This window comes from Streptosporangium sp. G12, assembly GCF_052983175.1.
The window spans coordinates 304698-330728 of record NZ_JBRIQO010000002.1 but is presented as its reverse complement, the minus strand read 5'-3'; the positions used below and the strand labels follow the sequence as shown (position 1 = coordinate 330728).

Annotated in this window: 25 protein-coding genes; 15 read left to right on the top strand and 10 right to left on the bottom strand. The window is 71.7% G+C overall.

Annotated elements, in window-relative coordinates; genetic code table 11:
- Positions 1 to 26 precede the first annotated feature (26 nt).
- Genes pcaB through ACVCAG_RS04650 form a run of 3 tightly spaced genes read left to right on the top strand, consistent with a single transcriptional unit; the run spans position 27 to position 2701 of the window.
- On the top strand, positions 27 to 1385 hold the full coding sequence (pcaB, locus tag ACVCAG_RS04660) for a 3-carboxy-cis,cis-muconate cycloisomerase (protein WP_440081714.1): 1359 nt from the start codon (positions 27 to 29) through the stop codon (positions 1383 to 1385).
- Between the two features lie 55 nt (positions 1386 to 1440).
- Positions 1441 to 1911, top strand: coding sequence for a 4-carboxymuconolactone decarboxylase (gene pcaC, locus ACVCAG_RS04655; RefSeq protein ID WP_447189489.1), 471 nt, complete (start codon positions 1441 to 1443; stop codon positions 1909 to 1911).
- The gene (locus tag ACVCAG_RS04650) at positions 1895 to 2701 is read left to right on the top strand and encodes an IclR family transcriptional regulator (RefSeq protein ID WP_447189488.1); all 807 of its coding nucleotides are present in this window, start codon (positions 1895 to 1897) and stop codon (positions 2699 to 2701) included. The genes pcaC and ACVCAG_RS04650 overlap by 17 nt, the downstream gene beginning before the upstream one ends.
- Positions 2702 to 3025: 324 nt before the next feature.
- Here ACVCAG_RS04650 and ACVCAG_RS04645 read toward each other — a convergent pair whose 3' ends face one another.
- Positions 3026 to 3439 (bottom strand): hypothetical protein, encoded by a 414-nt coding sequence (locus tag ACVCAG_RS04645; RefSeq protein ID WP_440081718.1) that lies wholly within the window; start codon positions 3437 to 3439, stop codon positions 3026 to 3028.
- A gap of 117 nt (positions 3440 to 3556) precedes the next feature.
- On the opposite strand from ACVCAG_RS04645, the gene ACVCAG_RS04640 reads away from it, so the two are divergent.
- Positions 3557 to 4360 carry an MmyB family transcriptional regulator gene (locus ACVCAG_RS04640; RefSeq protein ID WP_440081720.1) on the top strand — a complete coding sequence of 268 codons (804 nt, stop codon included), beginning with the start codon at positions 3557 to 3559 and terminating at the stop codon, positions 4358 to 4360.
- Between the two features lie 5 nt (positions 4361 to 4365).
- Here the strand turns inward: ACVCAG_RS04640 and ACVCAG_RS04635 are convergent, their stop codons facing one another.
- Positions 4366 to 4500: a hypothetical protein gene (locus tag ACVCAG_RS04635; RefSeq protein WP_440081721.1), complete on the bottom strand. Its 135-nt coding sequence runs from the start codon at positions 4498 to 4500 to the stop codon at positions 4366 to 4368.
- 167 nt (positions 4501 to 4667) lie between these two features.
- Here ACVCAG_RS04635 and ACVCAG_RS04630 point away from each other — a divergent pair, with 167 nt between their 5' ends.
- The 5 genes from ACVCAG_RS04630 (at position 4668) to ACVCAG_RS04610 (ending at position 8530) form a co-directional block, all read left to right on the top strand.
- Positions 4668 to 5309 carry an MBL fold metallo-hydrolase gene (locus tag ACVCAG_RS04630; RefSeq protein ID WP_440081722.1) on the top strand — a complete coding sequence of 214 codons (642 nt, stop codon included), beginning with the start codon at positions 4668 to 4670 and terminating at the stop codon, positions 5307 to 5309.
- A 151-nt stretch (positions 5310 to 5460) separates the two neighbouring features.
- On the top strand, positions 5461 to 6009 hold the full coding sequence (locus ACVCAG_RS04625) for an EXLDI protein (protein WP_362693387.1): 549 nt from the start codon (positions 5461 to 5463) through the stop codon (positions 6007 to 6009).
- A 147-nt stretch (positions 6010 to 6156) separates the two neighbouring features.
- Positions 6157 to 7134: an ATP-binding cassette domain-containing protein gene (locus tag ACVCAG_RS04620; RefSeq protein ID WP_447189487.1), complete on the top strand. Its 978-nt coding sequence runs from the start codon at positions 6157 to 6159 to the stop codon at positions 7132 to 7134.
- The gene (locus tag ACVCAG_RS04615; protein ID WP_440081724.1) at positions 7131 to 7934 is read left to right on the top strand and encodes an ABC transporter permease; all 804 of its coding nucleotides are present in this window, start codon (positions 7131 to 7133) and stop codon (positions 7932 to 7934) included. Before ACVCAG_RS04620 ends, ACVCAG_RS04615 begins: the two co-directional genes overlap by 4 nt.
- 35 nt (positions 7935 to 7969) lie before the next feature.
- Positions 7970 to 8530 (top strand): DUF1707 SHOCT-like domain-containing protein, encoded by a 561-nt coding sequence (locus ACVCAG_RS04610; protein WP_447189486.1) that lies wholly within the window; start codon positions 7970 to 7972, stop codon positions 8528 to 8530.
- An 81-nt stretch (positions 8531 to 8611) separates the two neighbouring features.
- Here ACVCAG_RS04610 and ACVCAG_RS04605 read toward each other — a convergent pair whose 3' ends face one another.
- Positions 8612 to 9823 carry an MFS transporter gene (locus ACVCAG_RS04605; RefSeq protein WP_447189485.1) on the bottom strand — a complete coding sequence of 404 codons (1212 nt, stop codon included), beginning with the start codon at positions 9821 to 9823 and terminating at the stop codon, positions 8612 to 8614.
- A 66-nt stretch (positions 9824 to 9889) separates the two neighbouring features.
- On the opposite strand from ACVCAG_RS04605, the gene ACVCAG_RS04600 reads away from it, so the two are divergent.
- Positions 9890 to 10876, top strand: a complete 987-nt coding sequence (locus tag ACVCAG_RS04600; protein ID WP_447189484.1) for an ArsR family transcriptional regulator — start codon at positions 9890 to 9892, stop codon at positions 10874 to 10876.
- A gap of 50 nt (positions 10877 to 10926) precedes the next feature.
- On the opposite strand, the gene ACVCAG_RS04595 is transcribed toward ACVCAG_RS04600, so the two are convergent.
- From ACVCAG_RS04595 to ACVCAG_RS04580, 4 genes are all read right to left on the bottom strand, one after another.
- Positions 10927 to 11655 (bottom strand): hypothetical protein, encoded by a 729-nt coding sequence (locus ACVCAG_RS04595; protein WP_440081729.1) that lies wholly within the window; start codon positions 11653 to 11655, stop codon positions 10927 to 10929.
- 159 nt (positions 11656 to 11814) lie between these two features.
- On the bottom strand, positions 11815 to 12597 hold the full coding sequence (locus ACVCAG_RS04590) for an SDR family NAD(P)-dependent oxidoreductase (protein WP_440081730.1): 783 nt from the start codon (positions 12595 to 12597) through the stop codon (positions 11815 to 11817).
- A gap of 117 nt (positions 12598 to 12714) precedes the next feature.
- Positions 12715 to 13491 (bottom strand): AMP-binding protein, encoded by a 777-nt coding sequence (locus tag ACVCAG_RS04585; RefSeq protein ID WP_440081731.1) that lies wholly within the window; start codon positions 13489 to 13491, stop codon positions 12715 to 12717.
- Positions 13492 to 14106: 615 nt separating this feature from the next.
- Complete coding sequence (locus ACVCAG_RS04580; RefSeq protein WP_440081732.1) at positions 14107 to 16584, bottom strand: tetratricopeptide repeat protein; 2478 nt, start codon at positions 16582 to 16584, stop codon at positions 14107 to 14109.
- A gap of 166 nt (positions 16585 to 16750) precedes the next feature.
- Here ACVCAG_RS04580 and ACVCAG_RS04575 point away from each other — a divergent pair, with 166 nt between their 5' ends.
- Positions 16751 to 18628, top strand: coding sequence for an ATP-binding cassette domain-containing protein (locus ACVCAG_RS04575; protein ID WP_440081733.1), 1878 nt, complete (start codon positions 16751 to 16753; stop codon positions 18626 to 18628).
- Positions 18629 to 18674: 46 nt separating this feature from the next.
- Here the strand turns inward: ACVCAG_RS04575 and ACVCAG_RS04570 are convergent, their stop codons facing one another.
- The gene (locus ACVCAG_RS04570; RefSeq protein WP_440081734.1) at positions 18675 to 20141 is read right to left on the bottom strand and encodes a penicillin-binding transpeptidase domain-containing protein; all 1467 of its coding nucleotides are present in this window, start codon (positions 20139 to 20141) and stop codon (positions 18675 to 18677) included.
- 141 nt (positions 20142 to 20282) lie between these two features.
- A complete protein-coding gene (locus ACVCAG_RS04565; protein WP_440081735.1) occupies positions 20283 to 20657 on the bottom strand; it encodes a MerR family transcriptional regulator in 375 nt (124 codons plus the stop codon).
- 89 nt (positions 20658 to 20746) lie between these two features.
- Between ACVCAG_RS04565 and ACVCAG_RS04560 the strand changes: the two genes are divergently transcribed.
- Positions 20747 to 21685 (top strand): aldo/keto reductase, encoded by a 939-nt coding sequence (locus ACVCAG_RS04560; protein ID WP_447189483.1) that lies wholly within the window; start codon positions 20747 to 20749, stop codon positions 21683 to 21685.
- Between the two features lie 112 nt (positions 21686 to 21797).
- Here ACVCAG_RS04560 and ACVCAG_RS04555 read toward each other — a convergent pair whose 3' ends face one another.
- Entirely contained in the window at positions 21798 to 22454 is a 657-nt protein-coding gene (locus ACVCAG_RS04555) for a TetR family transcriptional regulator (RefSeq protein ID WP_440081737.1), read from the bottom strand.
- Between the two features lie 71 nt (positions 22455 to 22525).
- Between ACVCAG_RS04555 and ACVCAG_RS04550 the strand changes: the two genes are divergently transcribed.
- The 3 genes from ACVCAG_RS04550 to erm all read left to right on the top strand — a co-directional run bounded on the left by ACVCAG_RS04550 (position 22526) and on the right by erm (position 25924).
- On the top strand, positions 22526 to 23851 hold the full coding sequence (locus ACVCAG_RS04550) for a GH1 family beta-glucosidase (RefSeq protein WP_447189482.1): 1326 nt from the start codon (positions 22526 to 22528) through the stop codon (positions 23849 to 23851).
- 197 nt (positions 23852 to 24048) lie between these two features.
- On the top strand, positions 24049 to 24729 hold the full coding sequence (locus ACVCAG_RS04545) for a GAP family protein (protein ID WP_440081740.1): 681 nt from the start codon (positions 24049 to 24051) through the stop codon (positions 24727 to 24729).
- Between the two features lie 364 nt (positions 24730 to 25093).
- Positions 25094 to 25924 (top strand): ErmE/ErmH/ErmO/ErmR family 23S rRNA (adenine(2058)-N(6))-methyltransferase, encoded by an 831-nt coding sequence (erm, locus tag ACVCAG_RS04540; RefSeq protein ID WP_447189481.1) that lies wholly within the window; start codon positions 25094 to 25096, stop codon positions 25922 to 25924.
- Positions 25925 to 26031: the final 107 nt, after the last annotated feature.

Genomic DNA, 26031 nt, shown 5'->3' with positions numbered 1-26031 from the left:
GGCGTCCGAACCACCCGGAGGTGGACATGACCTCTCCCTCTCCCGCGAGCGGCGGCCCGGTCTCCGGCCTGTTCTCCGGGACGTTCGCCAGGGGCGAGGCCTCGGCGGAGGTGTCGGACGTCGCGTGGCTGGCCGCCATGCTGGACGTCGAGGCCGCGCTGGCCGGCGCGCAGGCCGGGATCGGCCTGGTCCCCGCCGAGGTGCCCGCCGCGCTGGCGCGGGCCTGCCGCCCCGAGCTCTACGACGTCGCCGAGCTGGGCGGCAGGGCCGCGCGGACCGGCAACCCCGTCATCCCCCTGGTCGCCGCCCTGCGGGAGCGGATCGAGCCCGGCCTGCGGGGGTTCGTCCACTACGGCGCCACCAGCCAGGACATCAACGACACCGCCGCCATGCTGGTCGCCCGCCGCGCGCTGACACCGATCCTGGCCGACCTGTCCGCCTGCGCGGACGCCTGCGCGCGACTGGCGTCCGGCCATCGCGGCACCGTCATGGCCGGCCGCACCGTCCTGCAGCACGCCGTGCCCGTCACGTTCGGGCTGAAGGCGGCGGGCTGGCTGAGCGCGCTGGACCGCTCGCGGTCCTGGCTGGCGGAGGTGCCGCTGCCGGTCCAGTACGGCGGGGCGGCCGGCACCCTGTCGGTCCTCGGCGAGCGGGGCCACGAGGTGCCGCCGCTCCTGGCGGCCGGGCTGGGACTGGCCGAGCCGCTCGTCCCCTGGCACACCGACCGGACCCCGGTGGCCCGGCTGGCCTGCGCGCTCGGCACCGCGGCGGGAACGCTCGGCAAGGTGGCGAACGACGTGAAGCTGCTGGCCCAGACCGAGGTGGCGGAGGTCGCCGAGCCCACCGGGCCCGGCCGGGGCACCTCGAGCGCGATGCCGCACAAGCGCAATCCGGTGGGCTCGATGTCCGTGCTCGCCTGCGTCCAGCGCGTCCCCGGGCTGGTCGCCTCGATCCTGGACGGCATGGTCCAGGAGCACGAGCGCGCCGCGGGCCCCTGGCAGGCCGAGTGGGAGACGCTGGGCGAGCTGCTCCGGCTCACCGGCAGCGCCGCCTCCTGGCTCCGCGAGGTGCTGGAGGGCCTGACCGTCGACCCCGCCCGGATGCGCGCCAACCTCGGGGCGACCCGCGGGCTGCTGATGGCCGAGCAGGTCGTCGTACGGCTCGGGGGCACCCCGCAGGCCCGGCGGCTGGTGGACGCCGCCTGCGCCCGCGCCGCCGAGGAGGGCGCGGAGCTGCGGGAGGTCCTGCTCGCCGATCCCGGCGTCTCCCTGACCGCCGGGGAGATCGACGCGGCCCTCGACCCGGCGGGCGCCCTCGGCTCCGCCACCGCCTTCGTCGACCGGGCACTCGCCGCCCACGAGAACCTCACGGGAGCCGGCGGATGAGCGAACGGGACACCGGCGAGAGACGAACGGCACGAACGGACGGGAGAGCGGGCGGATGAGCGGGGAGACCGCGGGAACGAGCGGTACGAACGGGCAGATCAGCGGGGAGACCGCGGAGACGAACGGCACGAACGGGTGGGCGGCCGGGGACGCGACACGCCGGGCCGTACTCGGCGACGAGCACGTGGACCGCGCCGTCGCGGGCACCACCCCGTTCACCGCGGACTTCCAGGAGTTCATCACCACGTACGCGTGGGGTGAGATCTGGACCCGTCCCGGCCTGGACCGGCGCACCCGCAGTTGCATCACGCTGGCCATGCTCGCCGCGCTCGGGCACGAGCACGAGCTGGCCATGCACGTACGGGCGGCGCTCCGCGTCGGCCTGACCGAGGAGGAGATCAAGGAAGTGCTGCTGCAGACCGCGATCTACGCGGGCGTGCCCGCCGCCAACCGGGCGTTCGCGGTGGCACGGACGGCACTAGAGTTCGACCGGAACGAGGAGGGCGGGGATGGTCGAACCGGTTGACCGTGGCTCGGACCACGTGCAGTCGCTGGCGCGCGGGCTCTCGGTGATCAAGGCGTTCAGCGCGACGAGCCCCGAGCTGACGCTCAGCGAGGTGGCCCGCGCGACCGGCCTGACCCGGGCCGCGGCCCGGCGGTTCCTGCTGACGCTCGTCGACCTCGGCTACGTCAGGACCGACGGGCGGCTGTTCGCGCTCTCCCCCCGCGTCCTGGACCTCGGGTACGCCTACCTGTCCAGCCTCTCGCTGCCCGAGGTGGCCGAGCCGCACCTCGAACGCCTCGTCGCCGAGGTGCACGAGTCGGCGTCGGTGGCGGTGCTCGACGGCGAGGACGTCGTCTACGTGGCCCGGGTGGCGACCAGCAGGATCATGCGGGTGACCATCAACATCGGCACCCGTTTTCCGGCGCACTGCACCTCGATGGGCCGGGTGCTGCTGGCCTGGCTGCCGCCCGACGACCTCGACGCCTACCTCGGACGGGTCGAGCTCCACAGTTTCACCCCCAAGACGATCACCTCTCCCGTCGCCCTCGGAGCCGAGCTCGACAGGGTGCGCGCCCAGGGCTGGGCCATGGTCGACCAGGAGCTGGAGGAGGGCCTGCGCTCGATCGCCGTCCCCGTCAGGGAACGCTCGGGACGGGTGACCGCCGCGATCAACATCTCCTCCCACGCGAGCCGTACGACCTCGGAGTCCGCCCGCCGCCACCTGCTCCCGCCGCTGCTCGCCACCGCCGCGCGGGTGGAGGCCGACCTGCACGCCTCGGGTGTCGGGGGCAGCGCCCTGTCCCCCCGCTGACCCCGGCCACCGCCCCCGGCACATCGCCTCAGCCTTGATCCGCCGGACAGAACCCAGCCGCCCGGCCTGATGACGGCGGCATTACCTGTCAGTCGGTTCGGATGACCACCTTTCCGAAGGGCCTGCCGTTGAGGCGGCAGGGGTGGCGCTCGTGCAGAATGAGCGCGTCGCGTCGGTCGAGCGAGACCGCGTGGACAAGGATGCCGGCCGGCGTCGGCACCGGTTCTTCACCTGGCACGATCCCGTCAAGGCGGCCAGGCCTCTCCAGACGGCAAGAACGCATGGCCGCCCCACGGTTGTTCGATTCGCCTACCGTCCACACGCTCATCCCTCGATGAACTGGTAGTCGGTCCGAATCCGGCCGTCCTCGCCGAGGACGAGAATCTCAAGACCGGCGCCTACCGGCTCACCACCGCCCGCGGGCACCATCTCCCAGTTGAACTTGACGACATCGGCGAGACGATCGGCGTTGTCCCGCCTCCTGAAGAAGAACTTTCCGGGCGCGATGAACTCCTCGTACGAGCGGGCCACCCTGACCTCGAGTGCCTCGTGTCCGCGAGCCTCGAGGACGGGGGTGAGGCCCAGTGCCGCGGCGGTCTCCCGGATCTCCTGAGGTGGCTGGAGTATCTGGACACCGTCCTCGGTCCACAGCTCGGCGACGGCCTTACGGCGCAGCTCGGCGTCCGGCTCGTTCCAGACCGCCACGTAACGGCCGACCAGATCCTCGATATCGATCACAGCTTTTCCTCCGTCGTGATGCGTTCGTGACGTTGCCGATCCTGACCGCGACGTCGTGGCCCGACAATTCCCTCGAAGGAATGGCTGTACGCCGTTCACTGCGTTAGACAAGGTCAGGTGACCGGCACTTCGGAACGCGGCGGGTTCGCCGGTGTCCTGCGCGCGTGGCGCGGACGCCGCGGCGTCAGCCAACTGGACCTCGCCCTGCGCGCTGGGACCACGCAGCGGCACGTCAGCTTCATCGAGAGCGGCCGATCGACCCCCGGCAGGTCCATGGTCGTACGGCTCTCCGAGTCGCTGGAGATACCGCTTCGGGAACGAAACGCGCTGTTGCTGGCTGCGGGCTACGCCCCCGCCTACCCGGAAACCCCGTTCGACGACCCCGAACTCGGACCGGTCCGCGTCGCGCTGGAAGGCGTCCTGCGAGGGCACCACCCGTACCCCGCGGTGATCGTCGATCGGCACGGCGATCTCGTCTCGGCCAACGACCCGTTCTGGGCGCTGACCGAGGGGGTGGCGTCCCATCTCCTCGCGTCGCCTGTCAATGTCCCCCGCTTGTTGCTGGATCCTCGAGGAATGGCGCCGCGGATCATCAATCTGGACGTATGGGCCTGGCACGTGATCGACCACATCCGGCTGGAAGCGGCTCGCAATCCCGACGACCGGCTTGAGGCGCTGGTCACCGAGCTCACGAAACTGGTACCCGATTGCCTCCGGAAACCGGGGCCGGATCATCTCGGCTTCGCGGTCCCGCTGCGACTTCGCTTCGGCGACGGCGAGCTTCGACTCCTGACCACTCTGACCCACTTCGGGACCGCGGTCGACGTCACCGTCGCCGAGCTGCGGATGGAGGCCTTCCTGCCGGCCGACGCGGCGACGGCCTCCGCCCTCGCCGAACTCGGACAGGCCCTGACCAGGTGAACACCTCAGCTTCCACCGCCGGTGGCCGTCCTGGAACCGTCGGCGATGGCGATGGCGATGACCGCGAGCGTCGTCCCGCTCACCGCGCTGCGCCCGACCGACCCGCACGAGTGGAGCGCGTCGTCACGAGTGTCCGACATCGTCCCACACCTCCCCCACGGCCTGATGGCCACGACCGCGTACGACCGCCCGACCCGGCCCACCGCGCGCACGGCCGTCGGCGCCACTCCGGGGAGGGCGCCCACCGATCGTTCGCCCGTGGCGGATCCGATCAGGGCGACGCGGCGGGGCGAGCAGCATGTGACGCATGACGATAAGACTCACTAAATTCGGACATGCGTGTGTGCGGCTGGAGAAGAACGGGCGGAGCCTCACCATCGATCCCGGCGCGATGACCCCGGAGGCCGATGCCGTCACCGGCGCCGAGGCCGTACTCGTCACGCATGAGCACTTCGACCACTTCGAACCCGAACGTCTGCGCGCGGCCGCCGCCGGGGACCCGCGTCTCGTCGTCTACACCTGCCCCGGCGTGGCCCGGCACCTGACCGGACTCGGCGACCGCGTACAGGTCGTGCGGGAGGGGGACGTGCTGTCGATCGCGGGTTTCGAGGTGACCGTCGTCGGGGAGAAGCACCACTTCAGCCACCCCGACGTGCCGCCGGTGGACAACGTGGGATTCGTCGTCGACGGGGAGGTCCTCCACCCGGGCGACGCGCTGACCGTCGTCGACGTGCCGACACTGCTGGTGCCCGGCCAGGCTCCCTGGATGACGGTTCCCGACATGATCGCCTACCTGCGGGCGATGACGCCCCGGCGCGCGTACGCGATCCACGACGGCTTGATCAACGAGTGGGGCGTCAAGGTGCTGGAGGACGTGCTCGCCGGCGAGGCCGAAAGACTCGGGGCCGACATCCGGCGGCTCAGGCCCGGCGAGAGCGTCGAGCTCTGACCCCCCGACCCGGCGGCCGAGACCTCGCCGGCGTGCCGCCTGGCGGCACCCATCACCGTTAAATCACGACATAACTCGAAAACAGGAAGGGCCTTGCCGCCCGCCCTGTTCTATACGTAGGCTTATACGTATACGGGATGAGGATGGAACGATGCCCAATAAAACGATCTACGTCTCGGACGACGACCTGCCCCTGTTCCAGCGGGCGCAGGAGCTCGCCGGGGGCAAACTGTCGACGGCGATCAGCGTGGCGCTGCGGCGCTACGTCGAGATGGAGGACGGCCGCCAGGAGGGCTACGACGAGATCATCGTGCAGGTCGGCCAGGGCGGCACGGGCCGCAAGCAGCGCTTCTCCGGGGTGCTGCTCGGCGAGTGGGGACGCACGACGGGCAGCCGGGTGGAGATGTTCCGGGTGTACCGCTCGCGTAAGGACAAATACGTCCTGCACGTCGACCGCTCGCCCGACTGGACGGACAGCCTGACGTCGGGAGCCGACAACTGGCTGGAGGGTCTCCTCTCGCGCGGCGCGTGGCGGAGCTATCTCGGCCTGGCCGACTCCAGCTGGGGCTTCGTCCAGGGCGAGTCCACGCTTGAGGTCGTGAACACCTTCCAGGAGCTGCGCGGCAGGATCCCGGACGAGTTCTACGACCTGATCGCCGACATGGCCGAGCGTCCCGCCGTGGAGGACCTCGACATCTAACTCCATCCGACGAACGCAACCGGACGGTCGACAGGCGACCGCCCGCTACCCCGTCACGCCCTCATCCCGCTCATCCCGCTCATTCCGCTGTCCCCCCGTGCCCTCATCCCGCCGCCCCCGACACGAACGAACGAAGGAGAAACCCGCATGCCCCCCGCGATAACGGCCGAAGGGCTGGTCAAGAAGTACGGCGACGTCGTCGCCCTGGACGGGATGGACCTGTCCGTCCCCGAGGGCACCGTGTTCGGCCTGCTCGGCCCCAACGGCGCAGGAAAGACCACGGCCGTACGGATCCTGACCACCCTGTTGAAACCGGACGCCGGCCGCGCCACGGTCGCCGGGTTCGACGTCGTCGCCGACGCGTACCGGCTGCGCGCCCACATCGGCGCCTCCGGCCAGTACGCCGCCGTCGACGCCCACCTCACCGGTGCCGAGAACCTGGAGATGGTCGGCCGCCTCTACCACCTGGGCGTCAAACGCAGCAGGCAGCGGGCCCGCGAGCTGCTGGAACGCTTCGACCTGAGCGAGGCGGCCGACCGCCCCGTGCAGGGTTACTCCGGCGGCATGCGACGCCGCCTCGACCTCGCCGGAGCGCTGGTCGCCGCCCCGCCGGTGCTGTTCCTCGACGAGCCCACCACCGGCCTCGACCCCCGGGCCCGCACGAGCCTGTGGGACGTCATCTCCGAACTCGTCGCCGACGGCACCACCGTGCTGCTCACCACGCAGTACCTGGAGGAGGCCGACCGGCTGGCCAGGACGATCGCGGTGGTCGACCACGGCCGGGTGATCGCGCTCGGCACCGCCGACGAGCTCAAGGACCAGGTCGGCGGTGACCGCGTCGAGCTGACCATGACCAGCACGGCCGACCTGCACACCGCGCGGCGCGTGCTCGCTCCCCTGGCCGTGGGGAACACGCGGACCGACGACGCCACGCTCCGGCTCACGATCCCGGTCGGCGACGGCACGGCCTCGCTCACCACGGCCCTGGGCCACCTGGCCGCCGAACGCGTCGCCGTACGCGACGCCGGACTGCGGCGGCCGACGCTCGACGAGGTGTTCCTCACCCTCACCGGACACCCGACCGCCGACCCCACCACGACGAAGACGAAGGAGCACACCCGATGAACGCCCTCCAGCTGGCGGTCTCCGACGGCATCACGATCACCAAACGCAACGTCCTCAAGATCAAGCGAGCGCCCGACCTGCTGGGCGGCGTGATCATCCTCCCGATCGTGTTCGTGCTGCTGTTCGCGTACGTCTTCGGCAGCATGATGAGCCTGCCGGGCATGTCGTACCAGGAGTACATGATTCCCGGGATCTTCGTCCAGACGATCGTGACGAGCGCGCAGATCACCGGCTACACGCTCACCCTGGACCTGCAGAAGGGCATCTTCGACCGGTTCCGCACGCTGCCCATGGCCCCGTCGGCGGTGCTGACCGGCCAGACCTCCAGCGACGTCCTCATGAACGCGAGCAGCGTCGTCGCGATGGCCCTCGTCGGGCTGGCCGTCGGCTGGCGCATCCACTCGGAGCCGCATCAGGCCGTGCTGGGCTTCCTGTTGCTCCTGCTGTTCTCGTACGCGTTCTCGTGGGTGACCGCGACGGTCGCGCTGGCCCTGCGCAAGCCCGAGGTCTTCAACAACATCGCCACCATCGTGTCGATGCCGCTGGTCTTCCTGTCCAACGCCTTCGTCGACAGCACCCGCCTGCCCGGGCCGCTGCGGGTCGTCGCCGAGTGGAACCCCGTCTCCGCGGTCGTCCAGGCCGCTCGCGAGCTCTTCGGCAACACCAACGCGGCCATGCCGGTGCCCGGCGCCTGGCCGCTCCAGCACGCGGTGCCGGCGACGCTACTGTGGTCGGTACTGCTCCTGGTCGTCTTCGTGCCCCTCTCCATCCGGCTGTACAAGAGGGCGGTCAGCCAGTGATCCGGCTCGACGAGACAGGGCAGGTGACGGAGCGGATGGAACCACGGATACGCGTCTCCGACGGAGAACGCGACAGGGTCGTGCGCCAGCTCCAGCAGGCGTTCGCCGACGGTCGCCTCGGCCCCGACGAGATGGAGGAACGGCTCGAACGCGCGCTCACGGCGAGGTCCCACGGCGACCTGCTGCCGTTGGTCGCCGACCTGCCGGACGCCCCGGACGGCCCGAACGCACCGGACGACGTACTCCGGCTGACGTCCACGGGCGGACGAATCAAGCGGTCGGGCGACTGGCAGGTCCCGCGCCTGCTGCGCGTCGAATCCGAGTACGGCGGGGTGCGGCTCGACCTGTCCCAGGCCCTCGTACGGTATCCGGAGATCGACATCGAGCTCCGGCTCCCCTACGGCTCCGCCACGATCGTCCTGCCGTCCGGCGCGACCGCGAACGTCGACGGGGTACGCACCGGGTGGGGCAGCGTGACCTGCGCGCTGCCCGGCCGCGCACGTCCGGGCGCGCTGCACGTCCGGATCACCGGAGAGCTCGAATACGGCCGCCTGCGCGTCCGCACCTCGCGCGAGTGGTCCGGCCCCCGCCGGTAAGACCGCAGGGCAGGGCGTCGAGAGCGCGAGCCGCCCGCGCCGGGTTCGCCGATCCGGCTTCCCCGGGGGTGCGGGCGGCTGTCACGCGGGCCGCCGCCCGCCGGCTCTCAGCGACCGGTGCAGGGCGAGCGAGGAGAGGACGGTCGCGGCTCCCACGAGGACGATCGCCGTGTGCGGGGCGGTCAGCTCGGCGGCGACACCGACCAGGGCGCCGCCCAGGGCCTGGCCGGTCATCATTCCCGCCGAGGCCAGGCCGAAGGCCTGCCCCCTGACCGCTTCGGGGACCGCGTCCACGAACCACCGCTGCAACCCCAGCTGGCAGACGGCCGACGCCGCCGTGGCGAGCAGCACGATCAGCGCGGCTCCCGCGAGTCCCGGCCGGGCGGCGAAGGCGAGCAGGGGAACGCCGGACACGATCGCGAAGGGAAACGCCAGCCGTTCCCGGCCGGCGGGCGAGACGAACCGGCCGACGACGAAGTTGCCGGCCGCCAGACCGACGGAGGCGGCGGCGAGCGCGAACCCGGCGGCGTTTCCCAGGTAGGGGACCATCATCGCCTCGGCACCCACCACGAGCGAGACCGGCAGCCACTGCGCGAGCAGCAGGCCGCGCACCCGGGGGTCCGCCAGCAGGGCCCGGTTGACCCGCAGCGTCTCCCGTACGGGGCCGTCCCCCTGCGGGTTCGCGGCGCTCGCGTTCCTGGCGGGGAAGTCGGGCAGGCCGTAGCGCAGCACCACGGCCGACAGGGCGGACAGCGCGGCGGTGGCGGCCAGCGCCCCCGCGGGTCCCGCGAGGGCGAGGACGGCGCCGCCCGCCGCCAGGCCGCCGATCTGGGCACCGGCGGACGTCACGTTCAGCACGGACCTGGCCAGGACGAACGCGTCACCCGGCAGCAGGTCGGGCAGGAGGGCGCTGCGCGCCGCCCCGAAGACGGGCGAGAACAGCCCGGTGGTCAGGACCAGGACGAGCATCGCCCAGACGGGCAGGCCCGTGAAGGCCAGGAGCAGGCAGGTCACCACCCGCACCAGCTCACCGGCGACCATCAGCGCACGCGGGCGGATCCGGTCGGCCAGCGAGAGCAGGAAGGTCCCGCCGACGATGTAGGGCAGGAACCCCACCATGTACGCCGCCGCCGACAGTCCCGGCGAGCCGGTCCGCGCGTAGACCAGCGCCGACAGGGCCAGCATCTTGACCTGGTCCCCGGCCACCAGGAGGGTGAAGCTGCCGAACAGGACACGGAACTCCCGGTTCGCGAAGACCTCCGTGTAGGTCGCGCCGCGCTCTTGTGTGGTCATGAACACGATGGTGGAAGATGTCCGGACGGCTGACTAAGCTTTCGGATATATCCGAAAGGTCACTCCGTGATCATCCGCATCGAGGTCACCCCGCAGGACATCATGGCCAGCAGGTTCGCCATCTCCCCCCTCATCGTGACCAAGCACGCGCTCTGGATCCTCTCCGGCAGGAGGGAGGCCGGGGAGTGGCGGTCGTGGGCCGGCAGGATGCGGGAGCCGTACGAGAGACTGCTGCTCGCGTACCCCGGGCTGAGGCCCATGGTGGCGCTGTTCCGCGAGCGGCACTACAACGCCGACTTCCCCGCGCCGCCGCCGACCGGGGTGAACACCCCGGTCGAGGCGGAACTCGCGGTGGTGCGCGCCACCCCGGTGGCGCGGGCGCACGCCGAGATCGCCAGGAACCTGGAGGGGATGCCGCGCCTGCCGGGGCCCGTCAGGGACGTGCTGTTCTCACCGGACGTCGTGCGGCTGTTCGCCGAGGCGCTGGGGGCGATCTGGGAGGAGATCGTGTCCCCCGCGTGGCCGCGCTTCCACGCGATCCTGGAGCGGGACGTGGTCCAGCGGGCGGGCCGCCTGGCGACCTACGGCTGGGCGGCGGCACTGGACGACCTCACCCCCCGGGTCCGCTGGCGTCCCGACGGTGTCATCGAGGTGCTCTCCAGGGACGCGGACGAGACCTGCCGGCTCGACGGGCGCGGGCTGCTCTTCGTGCCGACCGTGTTCCCCACCGGGATCGGCTTCTACCTGGAGACCGACTGGCCGTACGCCATCAGCTATCCGGCCCGGGGCACCGGCATCCCGCCCGAGGCGCCGGACGGCCTGGCCGGGCTGATCGGCAGGACCAGGAGCCGCCTCCTGCTGGAGCTGGCGACCCCGGCGACCACCACCCAGCTCGTGACCCTGCTGGAGCTGAGCCTGGGCACCGTGGGCGGCCACGTCTCCGCCCTGCGCAGGGCGGGCCTGGTCACCGGGAGCCGCACCGGCCGAGGCGTCCTGTACCACCGCACCGCGCTGGGCGACTCCCTGGTCAGCCCCTCGGGACTCCGGCCCTGAGGAACCACCCGGAAACGGACTTCCCGGCGACACGGAACACCGAGACCGGTTCAGGGGGCGCCGCGATATCCGGCGGCGCGCAACCGCGTGGCGATGCCGTCCAGGCCACAGGGATCGGCCCAGCGGGAGGCCGGATTGATCTCCTCCATGCCGCCGATCACCCGCAGGCCGCTGCCGAGGAGCGCTCCCTGCGGATGGGTCGTGTAGATCGGCGTCCCGGCCGGGAGAGCTGCCCGGTCCTTGACCACGGGCCACTCCTTCCGGGTGTCCGGGTAGACGAACAGCAGGACCCTGGTGCCCTCGGGCACCCCCCTGCGGAAGTCGGCCACCGAGTGGACCGGGGTCTGGTTCCGCCATATCCCGCCCTGGAAGAACCTCACATGGACCAGACCGGCGGACCGCCCCTTGAACCGCTCGCTCACCCGCACCGGCATCAGCACGTAGTGCGTACGGTCGCCGGGGATCCCCTCCTCGAGGATCGGTCCCGGTACGAAGCCCTCGACGGTTCCCCCGACGACCAGCGGCGTCTTCGCCGCGAGCTCCTCCGGGGAGTTGAGGGGGTCGTAGTCGAAGGCGATCTGCCGAAGCAGTTTGACGTCCAACCTCTTGGAGGAGGCTGGAGCACACGTGGATCCGGCTCCCGCCCCCGCCTCGGTCTCGGTCAACGCCGGAGCCGGAGCCGGGGCCGCCGGTGCGCCCGTGCTCCGATCCACGGTCGTGGGCGCGCCGCAGGCGGTCAACGCGACGAGAAGCGTGAGGACGGTCAATCGCATGATCATGAGACGTCCGCGGGCCTCGTCCGGTTCAACCTCCCGGAGGCCGACAGGTCGTGGAGCCGGACGAGAACCGGCCGAGGAGAGCGTGGACGGCCGTCGTGGGGACGGATGCGGGCGGGCCGGAGCACCGGGGCGCCGGCGGTTCCGCCCGCGACGACGCGTTCACGTCGCGTGCGACGGGAGCGGGACGCCGGTCAGCTTGGCACACGCGTCGAGGAGGCCGTCCTGCACCTCGGGCGACCGCGCGGCGGGGTGGGCGAAGCGCGTCTCCTGGTGGTGGAAGTAGCTACCGGTCACGGTGGCCTCGGGGTCCTGGCTCGTGGCCAGCCACACCTGCGTCACGGGGCCCAGGGAGAGGTCGTCGGGCGCACCCGGACCCCCCATCTTCGTGGCGACCCAGCCGGGTTCGAGCGCGTTGGACAGCACGTCCGGCCATCGGCGGGCGACCGCGAACGCCAGGACGACGTCCAGCAGCTTGCTGTCGGCGTACGCCCGCGAACCGTCCCAGTTGCGGGTGCTCCACTGGAGGTCGTCCAGTTTGGGGTCCCCGCCGCGATGCATGCCGGAGCTGAGATAGACCAGCCGGTCGGGTGGGGTGATGAGCGCCGTGAGCAGGTACGGGGCGAGCACGTTGACCGCGAACACGTGGGACAGGCCGTCGGCGGTCACGATCCTGCGCGGTTCCCGGTATCCGACGGCGGCGTTGTGGATGATCGCATCGTAGCGGCCCAGCTCGTTGGCCTGAGCCGCCACGGACCGCATCCCCTCGATGGTGATCAGGTCTCCGACGACGACGGCCTCCGCCTCCGGCAGCGCGTCGCGCGCGTCGTCGGCGCGGGTGTCGTTGCGGGCGTGCAGCGTGACGTCGTGACCGTCGTGAACCAGCAGCCGGGCGGCCATGAGCCCGAGGCCGTCAGTGGAGCCGGTGATCAGAATGCGCGCCATGAGAACGATCCCCTTTGCGAGAACATGCTGGTCGTTAACTACCCAGGGGAGGGGAGCACACGCCGTCGAACGCACATCAAGCCAGGTCAGGACCCGGTCAGCCGCCTCCTGATCGCCTCAGACGCGCTGGACGGCCCCGTCGGACAGCGCCACGACGGTGACGCCGAAGTCGTGGATGGTCGCCGACAGCTCGTCGGGCGAGAGGCCGGGGGCCACGACGACGAGGGAGCCGCGCATCAGCGCCAGCCCGATCAGGGTCGTCATGGCCAGGCTGCATCGCAGGGGCCAGGTCACCAGGAGGACGTCGGACTTCCCCAGCTCGGCGCCCTCGTCGAGGACGTTCATCCGTACGATCAGGTCGTGGTGGGTGAGCACGCCCCCGTCGTCGATCAGGAGGGCGGGCTGCACCGCCGGGTCGAGGAAGGGCAGCGGGACGGGCTCCAGGAGCAGCAGGTCGGCGAAGTCGACGGTGTCACGGGCCTGGCCGAACGCGATCACCTGCCGGACCCGCGAGTCCTCCACGGCCCGCAACGACGCGTCGGCCAGGCGCGGGGTGGTGATGAGCAGCCGCGCGTCCCACTCGGCGAGCAGGTCGGCCATCTCCTCGCACCCGGAGGTGATCGGCGCCGCCACCCCGCCCGCCGCGATGACCGTGTGCACCGCCAGCGTCTGGGCCACCGCGCTGTCGACGTGGATCCCGGCCACCTGGCGCCGCCGGGCACCCCGCCTCACCAGGCCGGAAGCTCCCCGCGTCACCTCCGCGGCCAGCCGGCGGTAGCCGTACACCACTCCGGCGCCGAGGTCGATCAGGGCGGGCCGGTCACCTCGACCGTGCGCGTAGCCGAACACCGCTTCGGTGAGGGTGCAGCTGGTGGACGGAGAGGTGGGTCTCATTCCGCCGACGGTAGGGCCGCTCGATCCACGCGGGCATCCGCAGATGTATGTAGATGACTGTGTATTCGGCCCCCGCCTCCGCCCGGTGCCCGGTCCCACCCCTTCGGACAGTGCCCGCTTCCCCTGGACGGCGCCCGGTTCCCGCTCGGGTAACGCCCGGTTTCCCCTCGGACGGAGCGCGCTCCGCGGGTCCCGACGCCGGGCGAAAAGGAGAAACCAGGAGAAGAGCCAGGAAAAGCTATGGGCGGGCCCGAGCCCTGCGCGACTCGAGCCCGCTGTCACGTGACCCATGGCCAGGGCCCCCACCCCTCCGAGGAGACCCCGGCCATCAACGGGGACACGCGACGTCCGTAGCGTGCTCGACCGAGACGCCCGGGATGGTGTGGACCTGCCGTCCCGGACCGGAACGGTGGCCGGCACGGTGCGGAAGGCTGGACGTCATCGGTCGAACACCAGGAAAACGTACGGTGTGCGGCGGGCACGACACATGCTCCGGACTGCGTATCCCGGGATGTATCTTCACTCCCGCGAAACCCTCGCGGATGTGTAGTCCGGAGTATGTAAAACTCACGGCCGCCGGGCGAGGCCTGTGAACGGGCGAGCCGGTCGCGCCGGTCAGGATCGGTTCTGCTCGATGACCCAGGTGGCGACCTGCGTCCGGGAGGAGAACCCGAGCTTGGCCAGGATGTTGGCGACGTGCCGGGCCGCGGTGGCGGGACTGATCACCAGTTCGTCGGCGATGGCCTTGTTGCTCATCCCCCTGGCGATCAGCTCGGCGATCTCCCATTCCCGGCAGGTGAGCGTGGTCATGGGGGCGACGACCGGATGCTTGCCGAGCAGCAGGGGCGTCTCGTAGGGCTCGTCGAACTGCAGCGCGTAGCGGACCGCCTGCTCCTGGGACATCTCCTGGCCGTGCGCCCACAGCTGCGCGACCAGCGCGTCACCGAGGCGCACCCGGGCGGGCTGGAGCAGCTCCTCCATCCGCGCCCCGAACCCGGGCGGCAGCACGGCGCCGCCCATCGCGCTCCTGATCGCGGCGGAGGCCCCGGCCAGGCGCACCGCCCGGCGGTCGTCCTCCTCGGCGAGCGCGAGCTGCGCGAGCGTCTCGATGCGGCGGGCCACGCCGAGCCGCTGGCCGGTGCCGATGCAGAGCCTCAGGCTCTCGATCAGCCTGCCCCGCGCGGTGGGGAGGTCTCCCTGGGCCAGCGCGATCCGGCCCAGCCCGGACAGGCAGGTGATGGCCTGCCAGTGGGCGGTGATGTCCTGGAGCATGTCGAGGGCGCGCTCGTAGTGGGCGCGGGCCTCCGCCAGGTCGCCGCGGAGCCAGGCGACCTGGGCCAGGCCGATGAGGGCGACCGGCGCGGCCCAGTGGTTGTCGAGCTCGTGGGCGATGGCGAGCGCGGCCTCGAAGGACCGCTGCGACTCCTTCGCCCTGCCCTCGGACAGCGCGAACGTGCCCTCCATGGACCGGATGACCGTCTCGTGCCAGGGGTCGTCGACCGTGCGTACGGCCTCCAGCGCGTCGTCCAGCAGGGACCTGGCCCTTTCGGGACGCCGCTGGTAGATGGCCACCCAGGCGAGGATGGCGAGCGCGCCGCTGAGCGGTCCGTACAGGCCGGCCTCGCGGCACAGGCCGACCGCGGCGGCGCAGGCGATCTGCGCGGTGTCGGGGTCGCCCTGCCCGAAGGCCACCTGCCCGCGCAGCGCGAGCGCGTCGCCGCGTACGGACGGCGTCAGATCCTCGGGGGCGGCGTCGAGCAGGCGGTCGAGCCACTTGTCGGCCGGGGTGAACCTCCCCCCGGCGATGATCGGCCAGCGCAGCAGGACGAGGAGGCGCAGCGCGCTCTCGGGGTCGCCCGCCGACTCCGCCGACCAGCGCACCGCCGCCCACACGTTGGTCTGGAGCTCGTCCAGCATGACGAGCATCGGGCAGATCTCGGTCCAGGCCGGGCGGGGGCGCCGGACGATCGTCCCGTGGATCCGGGCGGCGATCTCGATCATGTGGTCGCGGTGCAGCCGCCGGAACTCGGGCTCCTCGCCCGAGGCGTCGAGCTGCTCGGTGGCGTACTCGCGGATCGTCTCCAGCATGCGGTAGCGCGTCTCGCCCGCCACCTCTGCGTCGGCCAGGACCAGCGACTTGTCGACCAGGTCGCAGAGCACCCCCAGGACGTCCTCGGCCCACAGCGCGTTGCCCGCGCAGACCTGTTCGGCCATGTCGAGCGTCCACCCGCCGGTGAAGACCGCGAGCCGGCGCAGGAGGATCCGCTCGGGCTCGTTGAGCTGCTGGTAGCTCCAGTCGACGGTCGCCCTGAGCGTCTGCTGCCTGGCCGGGGCCGTCCTGTCGCCCGCCGACAGCAGCCGGAACCTGTCCCTGATCCTGGCGTTGATCTGCTCCACGGTCAGCACCCTGCACAGGGCGGCGGCGAGCTCGATGGCGAGCGGCATCCCGTCGAGCGCCTCGCAGAGCCCGGCGATGTCGGCCGCGTTCTGCTCGGTGACGGAGAAGGCCCGCGAGGCGGCGGTGGCGCGGTCGACGAAGAGGCGCACCGCCTCGCTGGTGCCGAGGTCGTGGCCGTCGCTCCTGGGCAGGGTGAGCGGCGGCACCCGCCACACGGTCTCCCCCGCCACCCGGAGCGGCTCGCGGCTGGTCGTGAGCACGCGTACGTCGGGACAGACGGTGAGCACGGCGCGGCAGAACCTCGCGGACTCCTCGATGAGCGACTCGCAGTTGTCCATGACCAGCAGCAGCCGCCGGTCGCCGAGCGCGTCGATCAGGGTGTCGGCCAGCGCGCGGGACGGCTCGGCCTTGACCCCGAGCACGGCGGCCACCCGGGGCTCGATCTGGTCGCCGCGCACCGCGTCGGCCAGCTCGACCAGCCAGACCCCGCCGGGGAACTCCCCCGCCACCTGGCCGGCGACCCGGACCGCCAGCCTGCTCTTGCCGATGCCGCCCGCCCCGCAGAGCGTCACCACCCTGGCGACGCCCAGCAGGTCGGTGAGCTCTTCCACGTCGGCTTCACGCCCCACGAAGCCGTTGGGTTCGAGGGGGAGGTTGCCTCCGGTGAAGGAGGAGTGTGCGGTGTCCTGGGTCATCGGCTCTTAGAGAGGTCGCGGATAGAACCGTCACAGAAAGTGTGACATCAATTACCGAACCATGCCCAGTCTTAGACCTTTTCCGACCTATGGATTATCCTGCCCCGCCGTGGCCGCCCACGGCCATCCAATGGCCATCGCCGGTGCGGCGACTCACACTGCTCCCATGACGAACTCCCCCGCCGACCCGGTCCCCGAGATCGGCGAGATCAGCGTCTCCGGCTGGTACGCCCACACCGACAAGATGACGAAGGTCGGCTTCCTGACCATCGCCCGCAGGCTTCCGGCGCTGGTGTCGCAGGCCGTCAGGCTGGCGTGGCTGGCCAGCCCCCGCGACACCGTCATCGCGATCGCCCTGAGCCTGCTGAGCGGGGTGTTCACCGCGTTCGGGCTGCTCGCCACGACCGGGGTGCTGTCGGCGCTGTTCGAGGCGGGGCCGACTCCCGACCGGGTGCGGGCCGCCCTGCCCAGCCTGATCCTGGTGGGGGTGGCCGCGACCCTGCGCACCCTCACGCAGGCGGGCGCGGGCTGGGCCCAGTCACGTCTGGAGCCCCAGGTAGGCCGGATCGCCGAGGAACGCCTGTACGGGCTGACCAGCCGGGTCGGCCTCGCGGCCTTCGACGACCCCGACTTCCACGACGCGCTCCAGCGGGCCAGGGCGCGCGGGGTCGGCGTCGCGGACGAGGTGGTGGGCACGGCCATCAACACGCTGACCGCGGTCATCGGCATCGTCGCCGCGGCGGGCGTGCTGGGGGTGCTCCACCCGGTCCTGCTGCCGCTGCTGGTGCTGGCGGTGCTGCCCGACGCGTGGGCGGCGGTCCGCTCGGCGCGCATGCGCTACACGACGATGTACGCCCTGATCCCGGCCAGGCGCCGTAAGTGGATCATCGCGGAGCTGCTCGCGGACCGCGATCCGGCCGCGGAGGTGCGCTCGTTCACCATGCGCGGCTTCCTGATGCGGATGTACGACGCGGTGGCGACGGCCGAGCAGGCGGTCATGCTCGGCCTGGCCCGGCGGCAGGTCCTCGCGCGGGTCGTCGGCGAGGCGCTGGGCGGCGTCGGCACGGCCGTCGTCTACGTCGCCCTGGGCGTGCTGCTGGCGGTGGGGGCGGTCCCCCTGGCGGTCGCGGGCACCGCCGTACTGGCGATCCGTTCGGGCCAGACCTATCTGGCCAACCTGATGTACGCCACGAACCGGCTCTACGAGGAGGGCCTGTACTTCACCGACTTCCTCGACTTCTGCGCCGAGGCCGAGGGCAGGCTGCCCGCCGGACGCCCGGCGAGGGCACCGGAGGGCTTCGAGCGGATCACCGCCGAGGACGTCGTCTTCACCTATCCGGGCTCCGCCGGACCGGCGCTCCAGGGGCTCACGGTGACCATCGGCAGGGGCGAGGTGATCGCCCTCGTCGGGGAGAACGGCTCGGGCAAGACCACGCTGGCCAAGATCCTGTCCGGGCTGTACGAACCGGACGGCGGCCGGGTCCGCTGGGACGACACGGACCTGGCGGACGTCGATCCCGACGAGCTGCGCGACCGCATCGCGGTCATCGCCCAGGACCACACGCGCTGGCCGCTGACCGCCCGCTACAACATCAGCATGGGCACCGACAAGGGGGAGCCCGCGCTCGTCGCGGCGGCCGAGGTCGCGGGCGCCGACCAGGTGGTGGCCGAGCTGCCGCACGGCTACAGCACCCTGCTCGACCGGCGTTTCAAGGACGGCCAGGAGTTGTCCGGCGGCCAGTGGCAGCGGATCGCGGTGGCCCGCGGCTTCCACCGGGACGCCCCGCTGCTGATCTGCGACGAGCCCACCGCGGCCCTGGACGCCCGCGCCGAGCACGCCCTGTTCGAACGCATCCGGCAGCACGCCGACGGGCGTACCGTGCTGCTGATCACCCACCGGCTGGCGAGCGTCCGCTACGCCGACCGGATCTACGTCCTCGACCACGGCAAGGTCGTCGAGCACGGCACCCACGACGAGCTCATGACTCTCGACGGCCTCTACGCCGACCTCTACAGCCTCCAGGCCAGGGCCTACTCGGCCTGACCTCCCGGGACGGCCTCGACGGCCTCCGTCACCTCAGGGCCGGGCCCTACTCGGTCTGGCCGCCCAGGAACGCCTCGATGACGGCCCTGGCGATGGGGGCCGCCACCCGCCCGCCCCGCCCGCCGCCCTCGACCAGGACCCCGACGGCGATCCGGGGAGAGACGGCCGGGGCGAAGCCGGTGAAGATCGCGTGGTCCTCACCCGAGACGGCGTTCTCCGCCGTGCCGGTCTTCCCCGCGACCTTCACACCCCGGACGGCCGCGGCGACGCCGGTCCCTCCCTTCCCGGTGACGGCGACCATCATCTCCGTGAGCCGTTCGGCCTCCTCGGCGCCGAGCGCGCGGCGGTACGCCGAGGGTTCGGTCACGTCGATCACCGTGCCGTCGGCGAGGCGGACCTCGTCCACCAGGTGGGGACGCATCAGCGAGCCGTCGTTGGCCACCGCCGCCGCGAGCATCGCGATCATGAGCGGGGTGGCCCGGACGTCGAACTGGCCCAGCGCCGACATCGCGGTCTGCGCGTCGTCCAGCGCGGAGGGATAGACGCTCCTGGCCACCGGCATGGGCACCCGCAGGTCGTCGGTGTCGAACCCGAAGGCCTCGGCCTGCTCGCGCAGCGCGTCCTGGCCGAGGTCGATCCCCATCTTCGCGAAGGGGGTGTTGCACGAGAGCCTGAACGCCTGGAACAGCGGAAGGGTGCCGCCGCCGCAGGCGGCGCCACCGGCGTTGCGCAGGTAGGTACCGGTGCCGGGGAGGCGGAAGGACTTCGGGGCGCTGACGCGGGTGCCGGGGTCGTAGCGCCCCGAGCCGAGCGCAGCCGCGCCGGTGATGATTTTGAAGGTGGATCCCGGCGGGTAGTTCCGATGGATCGCCCGGTTCAGCAGCGGGTCCTCGGGGTCGCCCTGCAGCCGCTTGTCCACCCGGTCGAGCTTGGCCGCGTCGAAGCTCGTGTAGAGGTTCGGGTCGTACGAGGGCAGGGAGACCATGGCCAGGATCGCGCCGGTGCGAGGATCGATCGCGACGACGGCGCCGGGCTTCCCGGTGGCGCGCAGCCCGTCGTAGGCGGCCCGCTGGGCGCCGCGGTCGACGGTGAGCCTGAGCGTGGCGCCGCCGCGGGTGCCGTCGACCAGCCCGCGCATCTTCACCCGGGGGTCGCTCCCGGACAGCAGGGCCTCCTCGGCCTGCTCTACGCCACCGGTGCCGTAGAGCGAGAAGTGCCCGGTGATCGCCGCGTAGAGCGGCCCACCGGGATAGACCCTGCGGTACCGGTACGTGGCGCTCCTGGCCTTGCGGCTGGTCGCGACGACCGTGCCGTCGCGGAGCAGGATCCTGCCCCGGGGACTCTCGAAGCGCGCGATCATCGTCCGCTTGTTGCGCGGGTCCTCGTTGAGCCGCTCGGAGTCCAGCGCCTGGAGGTAGGTCACGTTGGCGAGAAGGGCGAACAGCATCCCCCCGCACATCAGCGCGACGTGGCGCAGTGGAATGTTGATCCGGCGCGCGCGCGGTGCGACCATGGCCCCTCCCCGGACACCCGACCTCGATACCGGTTTAACAGCCGGACCGAAAAGGGCACCTCGACCAGGGGCAAAGCCGTCGTACGGCTTCTGAACGGCCATAAGCCCCAGGGCTTGTGGCCGGCACGAACCGCGCGGCCTCTAGTCGACCACCGAGTGGTAATACGAGATCTTGTTACGGATCGCCACCTGCTTCTCGCGCAGGTTCTCGACCTGCTCCTGCACCCGCCGGTCGTGGGCCTCGAGCAGCGCGATGCGGTCGCGGACCGTGTGGTCACCCGCCCTGGTCATCTCGGCGAAGCGGAGCATCTCCGCGATCGGCATGCCGGTGTCGCGCAGGCAGCGGATCATGCCGAGCCAGCCGACGTCCTCCTGGGTGAACCGGCGCTGCCCGGCCGCGTTGCGGCCGATCGGCTCGAGCAACCCGATCCGCTCGTAGTAACGAAGCGTGTCGAGGCTGAAGCCGGTCTCCTCCACCACTTGTCCTGGTGTGTACACACTCACATCGGGCAGCATTTCACCTGGAGCCCACTCAAGGTCAAGTTCCGAGGTTTCCCGGCGACCCACTTGCCCTGGAGTCCACTCCAGCATTCAGGGTGGCGTTCATGACACACATCCCCCTCGCCCTGGGCGCCATCCCCTTCGGCACCGTCCTCGACGACCGGGCCGGCTTCGCGATCCTCGACCGGTTCGCCGACGCCGGAGGCGCCCTGCTGGACACCGCGAACAACTACCCGTTCTGGAACGAGGGCGCCACCGGCGACGAGAGCGAGCTGGCCATCGGCCGCTGGCTGGCCGCCCGGGGCAACCGCGACCGGATGGTGCTGAGCACCAAGTGCGGCGCGCGCCCGACCGTCCCCGGTGACCGGACGCTGGACTCCGCCGAGGGCCTGTCCGCCGCGGCGATCGCCGCCGCCGCCGAGGGCAGCCTGCGGCGGCTGGGCACCGACCACGTCGACGTGTACTGGGCGCACATCGAGGACCGCTCCGTTCCCCTGGAGGAGACCCTGGGCGCCTTCGCCGAGCTGACCCAGGCGGGCAAGGTCCGCGAGATCGGCGCGAGCAACGTCCCGGCCTGGCGCCTGGAGCGCGCCCGCGCCACCTCGCGGGCGAACGGCTGGCCGCTCTACACCAACGTCCAGCTCCGCCACACCTACCTGCGGCCCCGGCCCGGGGTGCGGCTGCCGGAGGCGGGTCACGTCCTGGTGCAGGACGACATGCTCGACTACCTGCGCTCGGAGCCCGGCCTGACCCTGTGGGCGTACAACACGCTGATGTTCGGCGCCTACACGCGCGAGGACCGGCCGATCCAGGACATCTATCACCACCCGGGCACCGCGCGCGGGCTGGCCGTGCTGCGGGAGATCGCGGGCGAGCTGGGCGCGACCGTCAACCAGGTGGTGCTGGCCTGGCTGATCGGCGGTGACGTGACGACGGTCCCGATCGTCGGTGTGAGCTCCCTGGCGCAGCTGGAGGAGGCGCTGGGCGCGCTGGACCTCAAGCTCGACGGCGAGCACCGCGCCCGCCTGGACGCCGCCCGCTGACGGGACCCGCCGATGACGGCGTCCACCGACGGCGTCCACCGACCGCGTCCGCCGACGGTGGCGGGTACCGCCGGTCGGCCCCGCTGACGGCGGGCACCGGCGGCGGGCGCCGTCACTCCTGCGGCAGGTGCGCCGACAGGTAGCGGCGGACCAGGTGCTTGCATTCGGCGATCAGCTCGGGGTCCCCGTCCGGCAGGGAACGGAAGGCGAGTTTGAGCACCGCGTCGGCGGCCTCGACCGCGACGAAGAGGACCCGGTCCAGCTCGGGGCCGAGCGGGGCGCCGAGCAGCTCGACGGTGATCGTGCGGAGCCGGTCGGCCACGATGGCGTTGTTCTCCAGGGCCGTGTCGAGCATGCGACGGGTCCCCATGAGGATGGGACCGCCGGGCGAGGCGAGCACCCCCCCGAAGTCGACGACCGCGAACCCCGGGGTGGACCGTTTCATCGCGACGAACTCGTCGATCGCGAGGTCGACCATCTCCGTCCACTCGGACAGCTGCACCTCGGAGAGCCTGACCGTGACCCGGCCGAGGAACGCCTCCAGATTGCGCAGCGCCAGCGCGCGTACAAGCCCCTGCTTGTCGGGAAAGAACTGGTAGAAAGTGCCGATTGGTACCTCTGCGCGGCGCGCGACCTCCTTGGTGGTCAGTGCCTCGTAGCCGACCTCGTCCAGTAACCGCGCACACTCGTCCAGCATGCGCTCCACTCGTTCCAGGCTGCGGCGCTGAGCGGGTCGGCGGCGAAGCGTTCCCCCGGAGACGTTCGTCATCTCCCCATCATCCCCTACGACAAGCCCCAGGGGATTAACATGAGCCAGACTCACGCTAATTGGAGGCCGGGATGTTCCTCTGGGGTACGGCGACCGCGTCCTACCAGATCGAAGGCGCCGTCGCCGAAGACGGACGGGGCATCTCGATCTGGGACACCTTCACCCGCGAGCCCGGCCGCGTCCGCGGCGGTGACACCGGCGACGTGGCCTGCGACCACTACCACCGCTGGCCGGAGGACGTCGCGCTGATGTCCGGCCTCGGGGTGAACTCCTACCGCTTCTCCATCGCCTGGCCGCGCGTCCAGCCCGAGGGGAAGGGCGCGATCAACCGGGCGGGCCTCGACTTCTACGACCGGCTGGCCGACGCGCTCCGCGAGAAGGACATCGTCCCCGCCGCCACGCTCTTCCACTGGGACCTGCCCCAGCCCCTGGAGGACGAGGGCGGCTGGCTGAACCGCGACACCGCGTACCGTTTCGCCGAGTACGCCGCGGCCGTGGCCGACAGGCTCGCCGACCGGATCCCCCTGTGGATCACCCTGAACGAGCCCTTCATCCACATGGTCTTCGGCTACGCCCTGGGCACCCACGCCCCCGGCAGGACCCTGGTCCTGGACGCGCTCCCGGCCGCCCACCACCAGCTGCTCGGGCACGGCCTGGCCGTACGGGAGCTCAGGGCGCGCGGCGCGGAGAAGGTCCTGATCACCAACAACTGCACCCCGGTCCGGCCCGCCTCCTCCGACCCCGCCGACCTGGCCGCCGCCGACGCCTACGACGTCCTGCACAACCGCCTGTTCAACGACCCCGTGCTCCTCGGCGCCTACCCCGACCTGTCCGCGTACGGGGTGAGCCTCGACTGCGTCCGCGACGGCGACCTGGACCTGATCGGCACCCCCCTCGACGGCCTCGGCGTCAACTACTACAACCCCACCCGGATCGCCGCGCCCACCGGCGAGGGCCTCCCCTTCGAGGACACGGGCGTCACCGGCTACCCCACCACCGCCTTCGGCTGGCCCGTCGTCCCCGACGGCCTGCGCGAGCTGCTCTCCGGGCTCAGGGCCCGGTACGGCGACGCCCTCCCGCCGGTCTACGTCACCGAGAACGGCTGCTCCCAGCCCGACGAGCCCGGCCCCGGCGGCACGGTCGACGACCAGGACAGGATCGCCTTCCTCGACGGCCACATCGGGGCCGTCGAGCGGGCGCGGGCCGAGGGGGTGGACGTGCGCGGCTACTACGTCTGGTCCCTGCTGGACAACTTCGAGTGGGCCGAGGGCTTCAGCCAGCGCTTCGGGCTCGTGCACGTCGACTTCCCCACCGGGACGCGCACCCCGAAGGCCTCTTACCACTGGCTGCGCGATCGCATCTCGCGGGGCCTGCCCGGCACGCCCTCCCGGCCGTAGTCCGAAAGATGTACGGCGGCTTCGGTGTCACGCAGGAGGTCACCCGGGTTCCGGCATCGCATGATCGGAGGTGAGGAGAACCGGAACCCGACCGATCACCCCCCGTACCCGCTCCCACGGTCATGGCCGGAAGCACCCGCGGATACGCGGGGCCCGCGGGGCCACCGCGCCCCCGGCGTCACCGACGGAGAGCGAAGTTGACCATCGAACTGGTACTGACCCTGGGAGCCCTGGCGCTCGTCGACAGCACGAGCTTCGGGACCCTCGGCGTTCCCGCCTACCTGCTGCTCGCCTCGGACCGGTCACCGGCCGGCCGCCTGCTGGTCTACCTCGCCACGGTCGCCATCTTCTACTTCGGCGTCGGCGTCGCGCTGATGCTCGGGCTGGCCGCGGCCCTCGCCGCCTTCGAGGAGGCGCTGTACAGCCGCACCGCCTACTGGATCCAGCTGGTGATCGGCGTGGGGCTGTTCCTGCTCAGCTTCCGTTTCGACTCCAAGCGGCGCAAGGAGAAGGAGGGGCCGAGCCGCTGGGAGCCCCGCCTCGGCGGGCCGGGGGCGATGGTCCTCCTGGGGCTGACCGCCGCCCTGCTGGAGGTCGCGACGATGCTTCCCTATCTCGGCGCGATCGGTTTCATGACCGGCGCGAACCTGCCCGCCGCCCAGTGGGTACCGCTGCTCGCCGGCTACGTGCTCGTGATGATCCTGCCGCCGCTCGTGCTGCTCGGCGTCAAGACCGTCGCCGCGAGCCGGCTGGACCCGAAGCTGGAACGGCTGCGCGACTGGATGCGCAGGAACTCGGCCTCCGCGCTCGGCTGGACCCTGGGCATCGTCGGTTTCCTCGTCGCCCGCGACGCGGCGTCGCGCCTGTTCGGGGGCTGATCCCGGCACCTTCCGATCCGCCCCGGCCCCCCGGCCCCCCGGCCCCGGCCGGCCTCCCGGCCCCCGTCCGGCGCGACGGCCGGGGGCCGGACACGTCCTCTCCCCGGGCCGGCTCCCACCGGCCACCCCGCCCGATGGGAGCCGGCGGAAAACCCGTTGCGAGGCAACGAGACGGGCCGTACCGTCTAGAGCCATGTGCATGTACTTCGCCTGCCACATGGCCGGCTACGTGATCCGTCCCCGCGGCAGCCGGGCTCTGGCCCGCTAGGGACGCGTCACCCCTCCTCCGTTCCCCACGCGTCCCCGATGCGCGCCCAGGGCCTCCGAGACCTTTCCTCACCTCGGACCCGAAAGGGCGAAAGCTGTGACGCACTCCTTCGCGCACGGAAACCATTCACACACCCAGAGAAAGGTAAGGAACGGCGGTGGCCGCGGTGAACGCGACCGGACCAGGCGCGCCCTGTCGCAGAACTTCCTCGTCGACCCGCACGCCGTCCGGCAGATGGCCGGGGCGGCCGGATCGCACGAGCTGCTCCTGGAGCCGGGCGCGGGAGAGGGTGCTCTCACCCTCGCCCTCGCGGAAAGCTGCGCCAGGGTCGTGGCGTACGAGATCGACCCGCTGTACGCGGGCAGGCTCGCCGCCCGCACCCGCGACGACGACCGGATCGAGGTGGTCAGGGGTGACTTCCTGACCGCGTGGGTCCCGCGCGAGCCGTTCGCGGTCGCCGGGAACATCCCCTACTCGATCACTTCCAGGATCGTCGACTGGTGCCTGCGCGCGCCCGCGCTCACCTCGGCGACCCTGCTCACCCAGCTGGAGTACGCGCGCAAGCGTTCCGGCGACTTCGGCCGCTGGAGCAAGCTGACCGTGCTGACGTGGCCCGGCCATTCCTGGGAGCTGGCCGGACATGTCGGCCGCGGGAGCTTCCGGCCGGTGCCCGCCGTCGACTCGGCGATCCTGCGGATCGTGTCGCGCCCCGTCCCGCTGCTGGCCGGCGGCCGGGACGCGGCCTGGCGGGAGTTCGTCGAGTACGGCTTCACCGGGCTGGGCGGTTCGCTGCACGCCTCGCTGCGGATGCGGTACGCGGCCCGGCGGGTGGACGCCGCGTTCTCGGAGGCGCGGGTGGACCGTGACACCGTGGTGGCGTTCGTCCATCCCGGCCGGTGGCTGACGCTCTTCGAACTGCTCCACTGAGACACCCGCCCGATCGAACGCCCGGGTCCGGCCCGCCCCATCGGCCGGACCCGGGCTCCCACCTTCACGACGAACGGGAACCCCCGGAAACGACGGCTTCCGTCCGC